Source organism: Rhodopseudomonas sp. RCAM05734 (assembly GCF_052658035.1).
In genome coordinates, this window is the sequence record NZ_CP199742.1 from 2,600,478 (window position 1) to 2,618,646 (window position 18,169).

An 18,169-nucleotide genomic window follows, 5' to 3' on the forward strand; every position below is an offset into this window, starting at 1 on the left:
GCGTCGTGCGCGAACAGAGCCCGAACAAATACATCGCGCTGCTCGAGCGCTACGTTCCGCGCCGCGTCGGCATCGCCGCGACCATCCTGATGCTGCTCGGCAGCGTCGGCTTCGGCGTGGTCAGGGGCAACCATCTCGACGAACTCATTGCCACGCTGAGCGATGCCCGCAATGCCGCGGCCAACGCCGCCGGCTTCCGCATCGCTTCGGTGACGCTCAACGGCCGCAAGCAGCTGACCCAGGACGAAATCCTCGCCATCGGCGGCGTCAACGGCCGCTCGTCGCTGCTGTTTCTCGATGCCGCCACGGTGCGCGACCGGCTCAAGGCCAATCCGTGGATCGCCGAAGCCAACGTGCTGAAGCTGTATCCAGACCGGTTGCAGATCGACGTCACCGAACGTACCGCCTTTGCGCTGTGGCAGCAGGACGGCCGCCTCGCAGTGGTCGCCGACGATGGCGCCGTGCTGGAGACCTACGTGTCGCGCCGTTTCACCTCGCTGCCGCTGGTGGTGGGCAAGGGCGCCGACACCCGCGCCAGGGATTTTCTCGCCTTGCTGGATCGCTATCCGCAGGTGCGCTCGGTGACCAAGGCCGCGATCTTCGTCGGCGAACGGCGCTGGAATCTGCGGCTCAAGGATGGCCTCGACATCAGGCTTCCGGAAAACGACGTCGGCAACGCGCTCGCGATGCTGAGCAAGCTCGACAAGGAAGACCGTTTGTTTTCGAAAGACATCGTGGCCATCGACATGCGGCTGCCTGACCGGCTGACCGTGCGGCTGTCGGAAGATGCCGCCAAGGCCCGCGACGATCTGTTCAACAAGGCCAACGCCGCCAAGAAGAAGGCTGGCGCCGCATGACCACGCTCGATCGCAACCAGGCGCCGAAAACCCGCGCGATGGCGACCAACCGCACCGCGCTGGTTGCCTCGCTGGATATCGGCACCAGCAAGATCGCCTGCATGATCGCACGGCTGAAGCCCTGCGCGCCCAACGAGGCGCTGCGCGGCCGCAGCCATGCGGTGGAATTGATCGGCTACAGCCAGATCCAGTCGCGCGGCGTCAAGTCCGGCGCGGTGGTCGATCTCGGCGAATGCGAACAGGCCGTGCGCCAGGCTGTGGCGCTGGCCGAAAAGATGGCCAAGGTCCGGGTTGAATCGGTTTTGCTGTCGGTCTCGGCCGGCCGGCTGCAGGGTCAATTGATCGAAGCCTGCGCCGACATCAAGGGCGGCGCGGTCACCGCCGCCGATGTCAGCCGCGTCACCTCGGCCGGCATGCATCATGCCACGCCACCCGGCCGCACCGTGCTGCACGCGCTGCCGGTCGGCTATCAGCTCGATGGCGTCAAAGGCATTCGCGATCCCCGGGGCATGGTGGCGCGGCAGTTCGGCGTCGACATGAACGTCGTCACCGCCGACGCCACCGTCGCCAAGAACCTGATGCTGGTGGTCGAGCGCTGCCATCTCAATGTCGAGGCCATGGCGGCGAGTCCCTATGTTGCAGGTCTTGCTGTCCTGACCGACGACGAGGCCGATCTCGGCGCCGCCGTCGTCGAGATGGGGGCCGGCACCACCACCATCGCCACCTATTCCAGCGGGCGCTTCGTTCATGCGTCAGGTTTTGCGGTCGGCGGGCAACACATCACCATGGATCTGGCGCGCGGTTTAGGTGCGACGATTGCGGATGCCGAGCGAATCAAGACGTTATATGGCACCGTGCTGACGGGCGGCTCCGATGCGCGCGAACTGCTGTCCGTGCCGTCGGCAGGCGACAATGACCGCGACACGCCGCAGGTCGTATCCCGCGCCACAATCGCCAACATCGTCCGGCAGCGCGCCGAGGAGATTTTTGAAATGGTCAGGGACCGACTCGCGGATTCCCCTTTTGCGGCAGAGCCGCGGGCGCGGGTTGTGTTGTCGGGCGGCGCTTCGCAGCTCACCGGACTGGTCGATCTCGCCACCCAGATTCTCGGCCGTCCGGTTCGCATCGGCCGTCCGCTCGGTTTCGGCCGGCTGCCGACCGAGGCCAAGAGCGCATCCTTCGCAGTGCCCGCCGGGCTCCTAGTCTATCCGCAATTCGCTCATCTTGAACATGTCGAACCGCGGCATACGCGGCAGCTCAAGACAGGGACCGACGGCTATTTCGGAAAGGTCGGACGATGGCTTCGCGAGGGTTTCTGATGAAATTTTGCCGACCCTTCCTTTTTCCTTCCTTCGCGCTTTCGGCCTCCGGCCGCGGGCATGACCAGACAACGCGCGCGTAATCGAGAGGCAATCACATGACACTTAATCTTACCCCCCGGATATCGCCGAGCTGAAGCCCCGCATCACCGTGTTCGGCGTCGGCGGCGCCGGCGGCAATGCCGTCAACAACATGATCACCGCCGGTCTGATGGGCGTCGATTTCGTCGTCGCCAACACCGACGCGCAGGCGCTCACCATGTCGAAGGCCCAGCGCATCGTGCAGATGGGCACGGTCGTGACCCAGGGCCTTGGCGCCGGTTCGCAGCCTGACGTCGGCGCCGCCGCCGCACAGGAAGTCATTGACGAGATTCGCGATCACCTCTCGGGCGCCAACATGGTGTTCGTGACCTGCGGCATGGGCGGCGGCACCGGCACCGGTGCAGCCCCGGTGATCGCCAAGACCGCGCGCGACATGGGCATCCTCACCGTCGGCGTGGTCACCAAACCGTTCCACTTCGAAGGCCAGCGCCGCATGCGCACTGCGGAGGCCGGCATTGCCGAGCTGCACAAGGTGGTCGACACGCTGCTGATCATCCCGAACCAGAACCTGTTCCGGGTCGCCAACGAGAAGACCACCTTTGCCGACGCCTTCGCGATGGCCGACCAGGTGCTCTACTCGGGCGTCGCCTGCATTACCGACCTGATGGTCAAGGAAGGCCTGATCAACCTCGACTTCGCCGACGTCCGCGCCGTGATGCGCGAAATGGGCAAGGCGATGATGGGCACCGGCGAAGCCACCGGCGAGAAGCGCGCGCTGACCGCCGCGGAAGCCGCGATCGCCAACCCGCTGATCGACGATTCCTCGATGAAGGGCGCCCGTGGCCTGCTGATCTCGATCACCGGCGGCAAGGACCTGACTTTGTTCGAGGTCGACGAAGCTGCTACCCGCATCCGCGAGGAAGTCGATCAGGACGCCAACATCATTGTCGGCGCGACCTTCGACGAGACCCTCGATGGCGTGATCCGCGTCTCCGTGGTCGCCACCGGCATCGACCAGACACTGCTGGCCCGCAATGCCGCGGGTCCGGCTGCTGCCGCAACCGCTGCGGTCGCTGCGCCGGGCGCCCCGGACAACCGTCTGGCCGAGCTCACTGCACGCCTGCGCGCCGACAACCAGCGCGCCGTCGCGACCACCGCGCAGAAGACCGATGCACCACGTCCGGCTGCACCGGCTCCCGCTCCTGAACAGCGCCCGGCCGCCAGCAACCATGAACGTGCAGCCCTGGCAGCGATCGCCGCCGCGGTTGCACCCGAGGCCAACCGGCCGGTCGCTCAGGTCTCGTCCCAGCCAGCCTCCTACGGTGACGTGACGGTGCGCCCGATCGCGCAGAAGCCGTCGCTGTTCCCGGAGCGCGAAGCGCCGCGCGCGGAAGCGCCGGAGCCCGCCGTTCCCGAGCAGTTCATCCCGCAGCCCGCCGAACGTGCCCCGGTGCGCGCGCCGCGGATGCCGAAGTTCGACGAATTGCCGATGACCGCGCAGAACGAGATCTGCCAGTCCCGCGGCGAATCGGACGAGGATCATCCGCAGAAGGTCCGGATGTCGCTGCTGCAGCGCTTGGCCAATGTCGGTCTCGGTCGTCGCGACGACGAATCCGAGCCGCCACTGGCCGGCCGCGCCGCGGCTCCTGCCATGGCCCCGATGCCGCCGCTGCCGGAACGCAAGCCGCAGCGCAGCGTCGCTGAGCAGATGGGCCAGGATCCGGTATCGGAATATGCCCGACGCCCCGCGCCGCAGGGCCTCGACAGCCACGGCCGTCCGGCACCTGTTGCTCCGGCGCCACAGGGTGACGACCATCTCGATATCCCGGCCTTCCTGCGCCGCCAGTCGAACTGAGATTTGTTACAATCGTGACGACCGCGAGGTCCCGGCTGCATCAGCCGGGACCTTTGCTTTTGGCGACGTCGATACAGAGTGAAATATTAAGTGCCTGATTTTAATAGATAAAGAGACGTTTTCTATGTTGCTCGGCGGTGCAAAAAGTGCAAAACCGGCGGCAAGTTAGGTAAACGCTTGGCGCGATTGCGGCAGAGGTTGGGTAACAATCGGTAAAAAAGCGTGAGTTGGCGCACTTTGTGGCAGTCGGTATGGTCAATCCGACTCGGGGACACTTGAAGGCGATCGCCGGATACCGGTTTGGCTCGAATTCGAGTGGGTCATCAGTGGGTGGTTACGAATGAAATTTAGTCGGCAAACAACGCTCTGGTCGCAGGCCACCGTCACGGGCGTCGGCGTTCATTCCGGTTCCCCTGCCAGCCTGACTATCGGACCTGCCCCCGTCGACTCTGGTTTCATCTTCATCCGCACCGGCCTCGAAGGCCCCGACCGCGAAGTTCACGCCGACGCCAAATCCGTCATCTCCACCGAATTCGCCACCGTGCTCGGCGATCGCGACGGCCCGCTGGTCTCCACCGCCGAACATATTCTCGCAGCTTTGCGCGGCATGGGCGTCGACAACGCCACCATCGAAGTCGACGGGCCGGAAGTGCCGATCATGGACGGCTCCGCCGCCGCCTTCGTCGCCGCCATCGATCAGGCCGGCATCGTCGAGCAGGCGGCGCGCCGCCGCTACATCCAGGTTCTCAAGCCCGTGCAGGTCGCCATGGGCGACTCCTTCGGCGAATTGCGGCCCCACGCTGCGGGCTTCCGTGCCGAAGTCGAGATCAATTTCGCCAATCCGGTGATCGGCCGCCAGACCTACACCCTCGATCTCAATCCGCAGAGCTTCCGTCGTGACATCGGTCGTGCCCGCACCTTCGGCTGCATGAACGACGTTGCCCGCCTGTGGGACGCCGGCTTTGCGCTCGGTGCTTCGTTCGAGAATTCGGTGGTGTTCGACGATGACCGCCTGCTGAACGCCGAAGGCCTGCGCTATACCGACGAATGCGTGCGCCACAAGGTGCTCGACGTGGTCGGCGACCTCGCACTGGCCGGCCTGCCGCTGCTGGGTGCCTATCGCTCGGTCCGCGGCGGCCACAAGCTCAACCACGCCGTCCTCACTGCTCTGATCGCCGATCGCTCGGCCTGGAAGATCGTTGAAGCCGAACCGGCCCGCCGTCCGCGCGCCGAAGTCGCCAGCGGAATGCTCGGTGGCATGGTCGCCCCGGCCTTCGGCCCGGACGTTTCCTGAATCATCCACTGTAACCATAACCTGCCGTATTGCACCGGCCTTCGCCTTAATCCGGGCGAAATGCCTGCGTATCCGGTTAACTTACGGACATTATTCGGCTAAACAGCGCATGGTCTGGTTTCGGGACCGCCGCGCTGTTCCGGTATGTCCATGATCGTGCGCATGGCACGGGCAACGCATCACGAGCGTCAGGTCATCAATGTCGGCACAGCGTATCACGCGCGGACTGCGCAAGTTCTCAGCCTTCCACGGTCAGCGGCTCCGGCTGGCGTCGCTGCTGGTGATGGCTGTTCCGCTGAGCGGCTGCGGCACCGGTGCGATCTGGGACAAGTTCAGCACCAAGGACGACACCTACACCGAGGAGCCGGCCGACAAGCTCTACAATGAGGGCCTGTACCTCATGAACCAGAGCAAGGACCCGAAGGCCGCGGCGAAGAAGTTCGAGGAAGTCGACCGCCAGCATCCCTATTCGGAATGGGCCCGCAAGTCGCTGCTGATGTCGGCCTATGCGGCCTACGAATCGGCCGACTACGACACCTGTATCGGTTCGGCGACGCGCTACGTCACGCTGCATCCCGGCAGCCCCGATGCCGCCTATGCGCAGTACCTGATCGCCGCCTCGCACTACGACCAGATTCCAGACATCTCGCGCGACCAGGGCCGCACCGAGAAGGCGATGGCGGCACTTGAGGAAGTGATCCGCAAGTACCCCACCTCGGAATATGCCACCTCTGCCAAGAAGAAGCTGGAAGGCGCCCGTGACCAGGCTGGCCGGCAAGGAAATGGAAATCGGCCGTTACAACCTGGAAAAGCGCAACTACACCGGCGCCATCAACCGCTTCAAGACCGTCGTGACCCAGTACCAGACCACCCGGCATGTCGAGGAAGCCCTGATGCGGCTGACCGAGGCCTATATGGCCATCGGCATTGTCGGCGAGGCGCAGACCGCCGCCGCAGTGCTCGGCCACAATTTTCCTGACAGCAGATGGTACAAAGACGCTTATAATCTTGTAAAGTCGGGCGGACTCGAACCGAGCGAGAACAAGGGCTCTTACCTCAGTAAGGCCTTCAAGCGATTTGGCCTCGGCTAGGAACTGACCTCTCATGCTGGCCCGTCTTTCGATCCGTGACATCGTCCTGATCGAACGGCTCGATATCGAGTTTTCCCGCGGTCTGGCCGTGCTGACCGGGGAGACCGGCGCCGGCAAATCCATCCTTCTCGATGCCTTCGCGCTGGCGCTTGGCGGTCGTGGCGATGCCAATCTGGTGCGCCATGGCGTCGAGCAGGGCCAGGTCACCGCCACCTTCGACATCGCCAAGGGCCACCCGGCCGCGGTGATTCTCGCCGCCAACGGGTTTGAAGACACCGGCGAAATGATTCTGCGCCGTGTGCAATTGGCCGACGGCCGCACCCGCGCTTTCATCAACGACCAGGCCATATCGGTGCAGACCCTGAAAGCGGTCGGCGCCGCTCTGGTGGAAATCCACGGCCAGCACGACGAGCGCGCTTTGGTGGACGCCGCCACCCATCGCCGGCTGCTCGATGCCTTTGCCGGGCTGGAAAAGGACGTGGCGGCGCTGGAGACCCTGTGGGACGCCCGCAAGGCCGCGCTGTCGGTGCTCGACGAGCACCGCGCCAACATGGAGCGCGCCGCCCGCGACGCCGATTATCTGCGCCACTCCGCCGACGAGCTGAAGAAGCTGGCGCCCAAGGAGGGCGAGGAGACCGCTTTGGCCGAGCGCCGCACCGGCATGATGCAGGGCGAGAAGGTCTCTGCCGACCTGCGCGAGGCGCAGGACGCCGTCTCGGGCCATCATTCGCCGGTGGCCACTTTGGCCGCCGCGGTGCGCCGCCTGGAGCGCCGCGCCGGCAGTGCGCCGGATCTGGTGGAGCCCGCGGTCAAGGCTATCGACATCGCCATCAACGCGCTGGAAGAGGCCGACCAGCACCTCACGGCTGCGCTGATCAAGGCCGATTTCGATCCCGCCGAACTGGAGCGAATCGAGGAGCGGCTGTTCGCGCTGCGCGCTGCCTCGCGAAAATTCTCCACCCCGGTGGACAACCTCGCGGCGCTGGCCAAACAGTATTCGGCCGATGTCGCATCCATCGATGCCGGCGCCGGCCGGCTGCAGGCGCTGGAACGCGCCGCCGCCGAGGCCGATGGCCGCTATGCCGCGGCGGCTTCCAAGCTGTCGATGGCGCGCACCAAGTCTGCCGAAAAGCTCAACAAGGCTGTCATCGCCGAACTGGCGCCGCTCAAGCTGGAACGCGCCAAGTTCATGACCCAGGTCGAATCGGACGCCAAGAGCCCGGGTCCGCAGGGCATCGACCGCGTCGAGTTCTGGGTGCAGACCAATCCCGGCACCCGCGCCGGCCCGCTGATGAAGGTGGCCTCCGGCGGCGAGCTGTCGCGCTTTCTGCTGGCCTTGAAGGTGGTGCTGTCCGATCGCGGCTCGGCGCCCACTCTGGTGTTCGACGAGATCGACACCGGCGTCGGCGGCGCGGTGGCCGACGCCATCGGCGCGCGGCTGGCGCGGCTGGCCGGTAAGGTCCAGGTGATGGCCGTCACCCACGCCCCGCAGGTCGCCGCCCGTGCCGACCAGCATCTGCTGATTTCGAAGGATGCCCTCGACCGCGGCAAACGCGTCGCCACCCGCGTCAACACCCTGGCCGCCGACCCCCGCCGCGAGGAGATCGCGAGGATGCTGGCGGGTGCGGAGATCACGGCGGAGGCACGGGCAGCGGCGGACCGGTTGCTCAAAGGCGCGGCCTGAAGCTAAGCACGCGGCTGTCAGCGCCCGGCCGGCGCGCAATTGCGCGCCAGGACCGGGCGACCCAGTAAACGCCCGCGTCGCGGCTCTATCACCACGGTTCGCGTTTACTGGGTCCCCCGCTTTCGCGGAGGACGACAGCGGAGATTGCGGAACCAATTCGTGCTCCGTCTTTTCTCACCGCGCACTTCATCGTATCCATAGGCATGACCAAGACACCAAAGTCCAAAGCCACCCCCCCGGACATCGCCACCCTCACCAAGGCCAAAGCCAAGGTGGAACTGATGCGGCTGTCGCTGGAGATGGAGGCGCACAACGTCGCCTACTATCAAAAGGACGCGCCCAAAATTTCCGACGCCGAGTACGACGCGCTGCGCCGCCGCGTCGAGGCGATCGAGGCCAAATTCCCCGAGCTGGTCACCGGCTCATCGCCGACCCTGACCGTCGGCGCCGCACCCTCGCGCGCCTTCGCCAAGGTGCAGCATGCGGTGCCGATGCTGTCGCTGGGCAATGCCTTCAGCGACGAGGAGGTCGCCGAATTCGTCGAGCGCATCCAGCGCTTCCTCCGGATCGACGAGGTGCCGGCGATCGTCGCCGAGCCGAAGATCGACGGGCTGTCGCTGTCGTTGCGCTACGAGCATGGCGAGCTGGTGCGCGCCGCCACCCGCGGCGACGGCTTTACCGGCGAGGACGTCACCGCCAATGTCCGCACCATCGACGACATCCCCAACAGGCTGAAAGGCAAGGCCATCCCCGCGGCCTGCGAGCTGCGCGGCGAGGTCTACATGCTGAAGAGCGACTTCCTCGCGCTCAACAAGCGTCAGGAGGAGGCAGGCGAGGACCCCTTCGCCAATCCGCGCAATTCTGCCGCCGGCTCATTGCGCCAGAAGGACGTCGCCATCACTGCGTCGCGGCCGCTCAAATTTTTCGCCTACGCCTGGGGCGAGATGTCGGACTATCCGATCGACGAGCCGACCCAGCACGGCATGTTGAAATGGCTCGATCACGCCGGTTTCACCGTCAATCCGCTGATCACCTTGTGCCACGGTGTCGAGGACGCGCTGAAATTCTACCGCAAGATCGGCGAGGAGCGGGCGTCGCTCGGCTATGACATCGACGGCGTGGTCTACAAGGTCGACCGCATCGACTGGCAGGCCCGGCTGGGCTTTGCCGGCCGCGCGCCGCGCTGGGCGATCGCGCACAAGTTCGCTGCGGAGCAGGCCACGACCGTGCTGGAAAAGATCGACATCCAGGTCGGCCGCACTGGTGCGCTGACCCCGGTGGCGCGGCTGACGCCGGTCACCGTCGGCGGCGTGGTGGTGGCGAACGCGACGCTGCATAACGAGGACTACATCAAGGGCGTCGGCAATGACGGCCAGCCGATCCGCGACGGCGTCGATATCCGCGAAGGCGACACCGTGGTCATCCAGCGCGCCGGCGACGTGATCCCGCAGGTGGTCAGCGTCGTCATGGAGAAGCGTCCAAAGGACGCGAAGCCGTTTGCCTTCCCGACCAAATGCCCGGTCTGCGGCAGCCACGCCATCCGCGAGAACGGCGAGGTGGTCACTCGCTGCACCGGCGCGCTGATCTGTCCGGCGCAGGCGGTGGAGCGGCTCAAGCATTTTGTGTCGCGGCTGGCCTTCGACATCGACGGGCTCGGCGACAAGCAGATCCAGGAATTCTATGACGACGGCCTGATCATGCATCCGGTCGACATTTTTACCTTGGCCAAGCGCGACGCGCGCGCAGAAAAGAAGCTGCGCGACCGCGAAGGCTTTGGCGAGGTCTCGGTGCGCAACCTGTTCGCCGCCATCGACGCGCGCCGCAAGATCGAACTCAACCGGCTGATCTTCGCGCTCGGCATCCGCCACATCGGCGAGGGCAACGCGAAACTGCTGGCGCGCCATTACGGCAGTTTCAATGCCTTTCGCGATGCCATGCTGGCCGCCGCCGCAGGGCAGACCGCCGAGGGCAATAGTTCGGAGGCCTGGCAGGATCTTAACAACATCGGCGGCGTCGGCGAGATCGTCGCTGACGCGGTGGTCGAGTTCTTCGCCGAGAAGCGCAACGTCAAGGCGCTCGGCGAACTGCTCGACGAGATCGAGGTGCTCGATGTCGAGCAGGCCAAGTCCGACACCGCCATTGCCGGCAAGACCGTGGTGTTCACGGGCTCATTGACAAAGTTCACCCGCGACGAGGCCAAGGCCGCCGCCGAACGCCTCAGCGCCAAGGTCGCCGGCTCAGTGTCGAAGAAGACCGACTATGTGGTGGCCGGCGAGGACGCCGGGTCGAAGCTGAAGAAGGCTACCGAGCTCGGCGTCAAAGTACTCACCGAAGACGAGTGGCTGGCGCTGATCGAGGCGACGTAACGCGCTGCGGGCTGCGAGAACGCGCGACATCCGGCGAACGACGTCAGGCGGTGTCGGTCCGCTGTCCCATCGCTCAAACCAAAAAGGCCGCCCCTGCGGGCGGCCTCCGGTCCGGCGCAATGCCGAAGATGCTGCAGCTACCACCCGCGACCGCCGCCGAAGCTGAAGCCGATGCTCGGGCCGCCGCCGTAATAGCCGCGGCGCTCATAGCCGCGATTGTAGCCGCGGTAGCCGCGATCGTAGCCGCCGCCGTAACCGTAGCCACGACCATAACCGCCGCCGTAGCCGTAGCGGGGTCCGCGGGTGCGATAGCAGCGGCCGTATTCGTCGCACACCATGCGCACCTGTTCGACGCTGGCGCCAGCCTCGGCGCCGATGGCGACGGGGCTAAGCGGCGCGGCAGCTGCCGCCGTGGTCAGCAGGGCGGTCGCCGCTGCGATCGAGAGGATAAGCTTCTTCATGTCAGTCTCCGGTTTGATTCTGTAGATGGTCGTGGCTTAGCGCCAGCCGCGATGATGGCCGCGCGACCAGCCGTAATGGTGTCCGCGTCCGCGCTGCCAGCCATGGTGATGGCCGCGTCCGCCGCGGCGCATGGCGTGACCGCCGCCGTGACCATGACCGCCGCGAACCTGGATGATGTCGCTGGCGCTGGTGGTCGTCGGCGCCAACGGGCTCACCGGCATTGCCACCGCCGGAAACATCAGGCCGAGCCCGAGCAGTCCTGCGGTCGCAGCCGCGATGATCGTTCGCTTCATGTGATTCCCTCAAGGCGCAACAGGCGCGCGCAACAAGCAATGACAGACAACATTGTTCCGCGTGGGGCGCAAATGATCGGCGAAGGAGGCAGAAAGGTGCGTCGGGACCGGTCGATGCCGCCGTGCGCTCGCGGCGCGATGCGCAGCACAATCTCTGGTGGTTTGTTGCGCTGCTGCTATCATCGTTCGCCGGCAGGCGATGAACGAGCTGGTGGAAAACAGGGAGGTTTGCCATGTCCGATGAAGCGTCGAACGTTGCCGTCCTGAAAGAGGCCTACGACAATTGGCGCGCCAGCAAGGGGGCGCCGGACCACTTCATGAAACTCGTCGATCCGGCCATCCGTTTCGGGTCGCTAGCGGACGGAAAGGAGCCGCTGACCTTCGCCCGCGCATATGATGGCCGCGAAGCGCTCAGCCAGTATTTCGACGGTCTCGCTGCTGAATGGGAGATGGTGGATGCGGTGGTCGATGAATTCGTCGCGCAGGGCGAGGCCGTCGTGATGCGCGGCTCCTGCCAATGGGCCAACAAGCGCACCGGCAAGGTGCTGAAAACCCCCAAGCTGGATTTCTGGCGGATGCGCAACGGCAAGGCCGTGGAGTTCTACGAATTCTACGACACCGCGGCGGCGGGCGCCGCCGCGGCCGAATGAACGTCAGATGCGGGGTGCGCGATCTACTTCGCGCCGACCGCTTTGGCGCGATATTTCATGTGCACGGCGCAGTTGCAGCCGGGCGGATGCGAGGCCATTTCCCGGGCCGCGTCGTTGGCCGGCGCCGGCGTGGCGGCAGGCAGGGCGGTGGCCTCCTTAACGCGGCGGTCCTGATCGGACTGGTCCCGCGTCGGGATATAGTTCAGCACCGGCGCCAGCCAGCGCTCGGCCTCGGCTACGCTCCAGCCTTTTCGCGCGGCGTAGTCCTCGACCTGGTCGCGTTCGATCTTGCCGACGCCGAAATAGGCGCTCTCGGGATGGCCGAAGTACAGGCCCGACACCGACGAGCCCGGCCACATGGCAAAGCTCTCGGTCAAGGTCACGCCTGCGGTGGCCTCGGCATCGAGCAGCCTGAACAAAGTCGTCTTCTCGGTGTGGTCGGGCTGTGCCGGATAGCCCGGCGCCGGGCGGATGCCCTTGTATTTTTCCAGGATCAGCTCGTCGGGCGACAGCGTCTCGTCCGGATCGGTGGCCCAGAATTCGCGGCGCACGCGCTGGTGCATGCGCTCGGCGAAGGCTTCCGCGAGACGGTCAGCCAGCGCCTTGCACAGGATCGATGAGTAGTCGTCGTTGGCATTCTTGAACTTGTCGGCGATGACGTCCTCGCCGATCCCCGCGGTGACCACGAAGGCGCCGATATAGTCGGGAATGCCGGAGGTGGCCGGCGCGATGAAGTCCGACAGTGCCGAATTGAAGCGGCCTTCGCGTTTCTCCGGCTGCTGGCGCAGCGTATGGAAGGTGGCTATCGGCGTGCTGCGGCTCTCGTCGGCATAGACGCGGATGTCGTCGCCGTCGGCATTGGCCGGCCAGAAGCCGACGGTCGCCTTGGCCGTGAACCACTTCTCGTCGACGATCTGCTTGAGCATCTTCTGCGCATCGGCGAACAGCGAGGTGGCCACTTCGCCGACCACCTTGTCGGTGAGTATGGCGGGATAGCGCCCGGACAATTCCCAGGTCTGGAAGAACGGCGTCCAGTCGATGTAGTCGGCCAGCTCCTTCAGCGAATAGTCGCTGAAGGTCTTGGTGCCGAAGAAGGTCGGCTTCTTCGGCGGCGTCCTGGCGAAGTCGATGACCACGGCATTGGCACGGGCGTCGGCCAGCTTCAGCCGCTTCTTGTCGGCCTGGGCGCGGAAATGCGCCGCGGAGATCTTGGCATAGTCGGCGCGGATTTCCGCCGCATAGGCGTCGCGGCGGTCTGCGGACATCAGCGCCGAGGCGACGCCGACGGCGCGGCTGGCGTCGTTGACATGGACGACCGGCCCGCTCTTGTAGTTCGGGTCGATCTTCACCGCCGTGTGCACGCGGCTGGTGGTGGCGCCGCCGATCAGCAGTGGCACCTTGAGGCCCTGGCGCTCCAGCTCGCCGGCGAGGAAGCTCATTTCGTCGAGCGACGGCGTGATCAGGCCTGACAGGCCGATGATGTCGGCGTTTTCGGCCTTGGCCGTCTCGATGATTTTTGAGGCCGGCACCATGACGCCGAGATCGATCACCTCGAAGTTGTTGCACTGGAGCACGATGCCCACAATGTTCTTGCCGATGTCGTGGACGTCGCCCTTGACCGTGGCGAGCACGATCTTGCCGGCGTTCTTGCGGCCATCGCCTTCGATGCCGGCGGCCAGATTGTCGGCCTTCTCCTGCTCCATGAACGGCATCAGCCAGGCCACCGCCTGCTTCATCACGCGGGCGGACTTCACCACCTGCGGCAGGAACATCTTGCCGTCGCCGAACAGGTCGCCGACGATATTCATGCCGGCCATCAAGGGACCCTCGATGACATGCAGCGGACGCGCGACGGTGAGGCGTGCCGCCTCGGTGTCCTCGTCGATATATTCGGTGATGCCGTGCACCAGCGCGTGGCTGAGCCGCTTCTCCACCGGCCATTCGCGCCAGGCGAGATCCTTCTCCTTGACCTCCTTGCCCTGGCCGCGGAATTTCTCCGCCAGTTCGAGCAGGCGTTCGGAAGCGCCGGGATCGCGGTTGAGGATGACGTCCTCGCAGACCTGGCGCAGCTCGGGATCGATGTCGTCATAAACGATCATCTGCCCGGCATTGACGATGCCCATGTCCATGCCGGCCTTGATGGCATGATACAGGAACACCGAATGCATCGCCTCCCGCACCGGCTCGTTGCCGCGGAACGAGAACGAGAGATTCGAGACGCCACCGGAAATATGGGCGTGCGGCAGGTTCTGGCGGATCCAGCGCGTCGCTTCGATGAAGTCGACGCCGTAATTGTTGTGTTCTTCGAGGCCGGTGGCGATGGCGAAGATGTTGGGATCGAAGATGATGTCTTCCGGCGGGAAGTCGAGCTGCCCGACCAGGATATCGTAGGCGCGTTTGCAGATCTCGGTCTTGCGCGCAAACGTATCGGCTTGGCCGACCTCGTCGAACGCCATCACCACCACGGCGGCGCCATGGCGGCGCGCGATCTTGGCCTCGTGGATGAACTTGGCTTCGCCTTCCTTCATCGAGATCGAGTTCACCACCGGCTTGCCCTGAACGCATTTCAGGCCGGCTTCGATCACGTTGAATTTGGACGAGTCGACCATGACAGGCACGCGGGCGATGTCCGGTTCCGCGGCGACGAGGTTGAGGAAGGTGATCATGGCCTGCTCGGAATCGAGCAGGCCATCGTCCATGTTGACGTCGATGATCTGCGCGCCGTTCTCGACCTGGTCGCGCGCAACCTGCAGCGCAGCGGTATAGTCGCCGGCAGTGACCAGCTTGCGGAATTTCGCGGAGCCGGTGACGTTGGTGCGCTCGCCGACATTGACGAAGGGAATGGCCGGCGTGAGGTCGAACGGCTCGAGGCCGCTCAGCCGCAGCCGTGGTTCGATGACCGGCACGACGCGCGGCTTGTGGGGCGCGACGGCCTTGGCGATCGCTGCGATGTGGTCCGGCGTGGTGCCGCAGCAGCCGCCGACGATGTTAACGAGGCCGGACTGTGCGAACTCGCCGATCAGCCGCGCCATATAGTCCGGGCTCTCGTCGTACTGCCCGAACTCGTTGGGCAGGCCGGCATTGGGATAGGCGCAGACCAGCGTATCGGCGACCCGGCCGATATCCGCGATATGCGCGCGCAGGTCTTCGGCGCCGAGCGCGCAGTTGAATCCGATGGTGATCGGCTTGGCATGGCGCACCGAGTTCCAGAACGCTTCCGGCAACTGGCCTGAGAGCAGGCGGCCGGACTTGTCGGTGATGGTGCCGGAGACCATCACGGGCATGTCGATGCCGCGGGCCTCGCAGATTTCCGCGATGGCGTAGAGCGCCGCCTTGGCATTCAGCGTGTCGAAGATGGTTTCCAGCAGCAGCAGATCGGCGCCGCCGTCGATCAGTCCGTTGATCTGCTCGCTATAGGCGATGCGCAGGTCGTCGAAGGTCACGGCGCGGTAGCCGGGCGAGGACACGTCGGGTGAGATCGAGGCGGTGCGGTTGGTCGGGCCGATGGCGCCGGCGACGAAGCGCGGCTTGCCGTCTTCGGCGGAAACCTTGTTGGCCGCATTGCGGGCCAGGCGGGCGCCGTCGCGGCTCATCTCATAGGCGATGTCGGCGAGGTCGTAATCGGCCTGCGCGATGGATGTCGAGGAGAAGGTGTTGGTGGCGACGATGTCGGCGCCGGCGCGCAGATATTGCGCGTGAATGTCCTCGATCGCCTGCGGCTGCGTCAGGATGAGCAGGTCGTTATTCCCGCGCAGGTCGCGGTGAAAATCCTTGTAGCGCTCGCCGCGGAATGCCGCCTCGTCAAACTGCAGGCCCTGGATCATGGTGCCCATGGCGCCGTCGAGCACGAGAATGCGTTCGGCGGCGGCCTTCAGAAGTTCGGTACGCTTGATCGAGACGGGAACGGTCATATCAGGCTGCTTTCTGCGCGCCGTTCGGCCGGAAGCCGAGCAAATGGCTGATGGCGAAGACGAGGTCGGCGCGGTTCATGGTGTAGAAATGGAAGTCGGTGATGCCGTTCTTGGCGAGCTTCCGGACCTGGTCGGCGACGACGGTCGCGGCCACCAGCTTGCGGGTCTCGGCGTCGTCGTCGAGGCCGTCGAACTTTTCATCGAGCCAGGCCGGCACGGTGGTGCCGGCGCGGGTGACGAAATTGCGCGCCTGCTTGAAATTGTGCATCGGCATGATGCCCGGCAGGATCGGAATGTCGATGCCGCGGGCGCGCACGCGGTCGAGGTAGCGGAAGTACATGTCGTTGTCGAAGAACACCTGGGTGATGGCGCGGGTGGCGCCGGCATCGACCTTGGCCTTCAGCACATCGATGTCGGCGTCGAAATCCAGGCTCTCCGGATGCTTCTCGGGATAGGCCGAGACGGTGACGTCAATGTCGGGATAGCGCTTCTTGATGGAGGCGACGAGGTCGGCCGAAGTCTGGTAACCGGCGGGATGAGCGACATAGGGCGTCCCGATGCCGGTGGTCGGATCGCCGCGCAGCGCCACGATGTGGCGGACGCCCACCGCGTGATATTGCGCGACGACGTCATCGATATCCGCCTTCGAGGCGTTGACGCAGGTGAGATGCGCGGCCGGGATCAGCGCGGTCTCGTTGAGGATGCGGGTGATGGTGGAATGGGTACGCTCGCGGGTCGAGCCGCCGGCGCCATAGGTCACGGACACGAAGTTCGGGTTGAGCGGCGCGAGGCGCGTGATGGTTTCCCACAGGCTGCGCTCCATCTCTTCGGTCTTCGGCGGGAAGAACTCGAAGGAGATGGCGGGCAGTTTCGCCGGCTGCGTCGTCTCGCTCATATGACCAAACTCCACGGGGCTGTCCCGGCTTCACATGCGTCTGCTGAAATTCGCTCGCTGCACTGCAATATAATAGGACGGGCGGACGGCTTAAAATAGCCCATTGGCACCCTGATTATTGTGGGAATTTGCCCACTTAAGTCCAGATATGCCCTAAATATTGATCGTGATATCTATGGATGGGCAGGCCGGATCTCAAAGTGAGGCCACTCTTGATCGCGTAAAATCGCGTATATAAAAGGGTTTACCGACAAAAACTTGATCGTAACCAGCTTGAACAAAAGTGGGCAAAAAATGGTTTAAAATCTGTATCGTCGAAGATGTCCCATCATCAGCATCTCCGGCAGCCGTAATCGCGCAGTCGAACCTGGCGTATGGCTCCGGGTTGTGCGTCGATCAGGAGGCGCTAGGTTACCGTCATGATCCCCTTGTCCATTCTCGACCTTTCGGTCGTCACCTCCGGCACGCCGCCCGCCGCGGCGCTGCGCAACAGCATCGATCTGGCCCGTCATGCCGACGACCTCGGCTATGTCCGCTACTGGCTCGCTGAGCATCACAACCTGGCCTCGGTGGCGAGCCCCGCGCCGGACATCATGATCGGCCAGATCGCCGCGGTGACGAAGCGCATCCGGGTCGGCTCCGGCGGCGTGATGCTGCCGAACCACGCGCCGCTGGTGGTGGCCGAACGCTTCAAGATGCTGGAGGCGCTGTTTCCCGGCCGCATCGACCTCGGTCTGGGGCGCGCGCCCGGCACCGATGGCGCAACTGCCCATGCGCTGCGCAGCCGGCTCGACGCCCGCGATGGCGATGATTTTCTGGAGCGCCTCAGCGAGCTGTTGCTGTGGGAGACGCGTGAATTTCCTGCTGGTCATCCCTACAACAACGTCGTGGCCATGCCCAACGATGCGCCGCTGCCGCCGATCTGGCTGCTCGGCTCCAGCGACTACAGTTCGGAACTGGCCGCGCAGGTCGGCATGGGCTTCGCCTTTGCCCATCACTTCGCGTCGTTCGATGCTGCCGACGCGCTGGTGCATTACCGCGCCCACTTCAAGCCGTCGCGCTGGCGCGCCGCGCCGCACGGCATCCTCGCCGTGGCGGCAATCGTCGCCGACACCGCCGCCGAAGCCGAGCGGCTGGCAACTTCGTTCGATCTCAACCGGCTGCGCCGCGACCGCGGCGAATATCTGCCGCTGGCAAGCGTCGAGGAGGCGCTGGCCTATCCCTACACCGACAGCGACCGCGCCAAAATCGCCCGCCATCGGTCGCGGCTGTTTGTCGGCAGCCCTTCTACCGTGCGCGAGAGGCTGCAGCCGCTGATCGCGTCGAGCGCGGCGGATGAACTGATGGTGATCACCGCGGTCTACGACCACGAGGCGCGCAAGAAGTCGTATTCGCTATTGGCCGAGGCGTTTCAGCTGCGGCGAGCGGCGGCGTAGGCCACTCGCTCAAG

The 18,169-nt window shown here is 65.1% G+C and carries 12 protein-coding genes and 1 pseudogene; 9 read left to right on the top strand and 4 right to left on the bottom strand.

From position 1 onward, the window contains the following. The first annotated feature begins 5 nt into the window (after window positions 1-5). The 7 genes and pseudogenes from ACUXVA_RS12270 (at window position 6) to ligA (ending at window position 10,508) form a co-directional block, all read left to right on the top strand. Entirely contained in the window at window positions 6-857 is an 852-nt protein-coding gene (locus tag ACUXVA_RS12270; protein ID WP_445492385.1) for a cell division protein FtsQ/DivIB, read from the top strand. Next, window positions 854-2,176 (top strand): cell division protein FtsA, encoded by a 1,323-nt coding sequence (gene ftsA, locus ACUXVA_RS12275; protein ID WP_445492387.1) that lies wholly within the window; start codon window positions 854-856, stop codon window positions 2,174-2,176. Before ACUXVA_RS12270 ends, ftsA begins: the two co-directional genes overlap by 4 nt. Window positions 2,177-2,327: 151 nt before the next feature. Further along, on the top strand, window positions 2,328-4,073 hold the full coding sequence (ftsZ, locus tag ACUXVA_RS12280) for a cell division protein FtsZ (protein WP_445492389.1): 1,746 nt from the start codon (window positions 2,328-2,330) through the stop codon (window positions 4,071-4,073). Window positions 4,074-4,413: 340 nt separating this feature from the next. Beyond that, on the top strand, window positions 4,414-5,367 hold the full coding sequence (gene lpxC / locus ACUXVA_RS12285; protein WP_265080065.1) for a UDP-3-O-acyl-N-acetylglucosamine deacetylase: 954 nt from the start codon (window positions 4,414-4,416) through the stop codon (window positions 5,365-5,367). A 199-nt stretch (window positions 5,368-5,566) separates the two neighbouring features. Next, a pseudogene (locus ACUXVA_RS12290) lies at window positions 5,567-6,458 on the top strand (outer membrane protein assembly factor BamD). 13 nt (window positions 6,459-6,471) lie between these two features. Further along, entirely contained in the window at window positions 6,472-8,142 is a 1,671-nt protein-coding gene (recN, locus tag ACUXVA_RS12295; RefSeq protein ID WP_265080063.1) for a DNA repair protein RecN, read from the top strand. A 203-nt stretch (window positions 8,143-8,345) separates the two neighbouring features. Beyond that, window positions 8,346-10,508 carry an NAD-dependent DNA ligase LigA gene (gene ligA, locus ACUXVA_RS12300; RefSeq protein WP_445492392.1) on the top strand — a complete coding sequence of 721 codons (2,163 nt, stop codon included), beginning with the start codon at window positions 8,346-8,348 and terminating at the stop codon, window positions 10,506-10,508. 137 nt (window positions 10,509-10,645) lie between these two features. On the opposite strand, the gene ACUXVA_RS12305 is transcribed toward ligA, so the two are convergent. Beyond that, entirely contained in the window at window positions 10,646-10,969 is a 324-nt protein-coding gene (locus ACUXVA_RS12305) for a hypothetical protein (RefSeq protein WP_445492394.1), read from the bottom strand. Between the two features lie 36 nt (window positions 10,970-11,005). Next, window positions 11,006-11,263: a hypothetical protein gene (locus ACUXVA_RS12310; RefSeq protein WP_445492396.1), complete on the bottom strand. Its 258-nt coding sequence runs from the start codon at window positions 11,261-11,263 to the stop codon at window positions 11,006-11,008. A gap of 233 nt (window positions 11,264-11,496) precedes the next feature. On the opposite strand from ACUXVA_RS12310, the gene ACUXVA_RS12315 reads away from it, so the two are divergent. Beyond that, complete coding sequence (locus ACUXVA_RS12315) at window positions 11,497-11,913, top strand: nuclear transport factor 2 family protein (protein WP_445492398.1); 417 nt, start codon at window positions 11,497-11,499, stop codon at window positions 11,911-11,913. 23 nt (window positions 11,914-11,936) lie between these two features. Here the strand turns inward: ACUXVA_RS12315 and metH are convergent, their stop codons facing one another. Then, window positions 11,937-15,824, bottom strand: coding sequence for a methionine synthase (metH, locus tag ACUXVA_RS12320; RefSeq protein ID WP_445492400.1), 3,888 nt, complete (start codon window positions 15,822-15,824; stop codon window positions 11,937-11,939). Window position 15,825: 1 nt separating this feature from the next. Beyond that, window positions 15,826-16,719, bottom strand: a complete 894-nt coding sequence (metF, locus tag ACUXVA_RS12325; protein ID WP_445492402.1) for a methylenetetrahydrofolate reductase [NAD(P)H] — start codon at window positions 16,717-16,719, stop codon at window positions 15,826-15,828. 419 nt (window positions 16,720-17,138) lie between these two features. Here metF and ACUXVA_RS12330 point away from each other — a divergent pair, with 419 nt between their 5' ends. Continuing rightward, window positions 17,139-18,155: an LLM class flavin-dependent oxidoreductase gene (locus tag ACUXVA_RS12330; protein WP_445492404.1), complete on the top strand. Its 1,017-nt coding sequence runs from the start codon at window positions 17,139-17,141 to the stop codon at window positions 18,153-18,155. Window positions 18,156-18,169: the final 14 nt, after the last annotated feature.

Excerpts from the sequence above, each read along its gene's own strand:
- lpxC (WP_265080065.1), top strand. The coding sequence starts at position 4,414 with ATGAAATTTAGTCGGCAAACAACGCTCTGGTCGCAGGCCACCGTCACG.
- recN (WP_265080063.1), top strand. The coding sequence starts at position 6,472 with ATGCTGGCCCGTCTTTCGATCCGTGACATCGTCCTGATCGAACGGCTC.
- ftsA (WP_445492387.1), top strand. The coding sequence starts at position 854 with ATGACCACGCTCGATCGCAACCAGGCGCCGAAAACCCGCGCGATGGCG.
- ACUXVA_RS12315 (WP_445492398.1), top strand. The coding sequence starts at position 11,497 with ATGTCCGATGAAGCGTCGAACGTTGCCGTCCTGAAAGAGGCCTACGAC.
- metF (WP_445492402.1), bottom strand. The coding sequence starts at position 16,719 with ATGAGCGAGACGACGCAGCCGGCGAAACTGCCCGCCATCTCCTTCGAG.
- ligA (WP_445492392.1), top strand. The coding sequence starts at position 8,346 with ATGACCAAGACACCAAAGTCCAAAGCCACCCCCCCGGACATCGCCACC.
- metH (WP_445492400.1), bottom strand. The coding sequence starts at position 15,824 with ATGACCGTTCCCGTCTCGATCAAGCGTACCGAACTTCTGAAGGCCGCC.
- ACUXVA_RS12310 (WP_445492396.1), bottom strand. The coding sequence starts at position 11,263 with ATGAAGCGAACGATCATCGCGGCTGCGACCGCAGGACTGCTCGGGCTC.
- ACUXVA_RS12305 (WP_445492394.1), bottom strand. The coding sequence starts at position 10,969 with ATGAAGAAGCTTATCCTCTCGATCGCAGCGGCGACCGCCCTGCTGACC.
- ACUXVA_RS12330 (WP_445492404.1), top strand. The coding sequence starts at position 17,139 with ATGATCCCCTTGTCCATTCTCGACCTTTCGGTCGTCACCTCCGGCACG.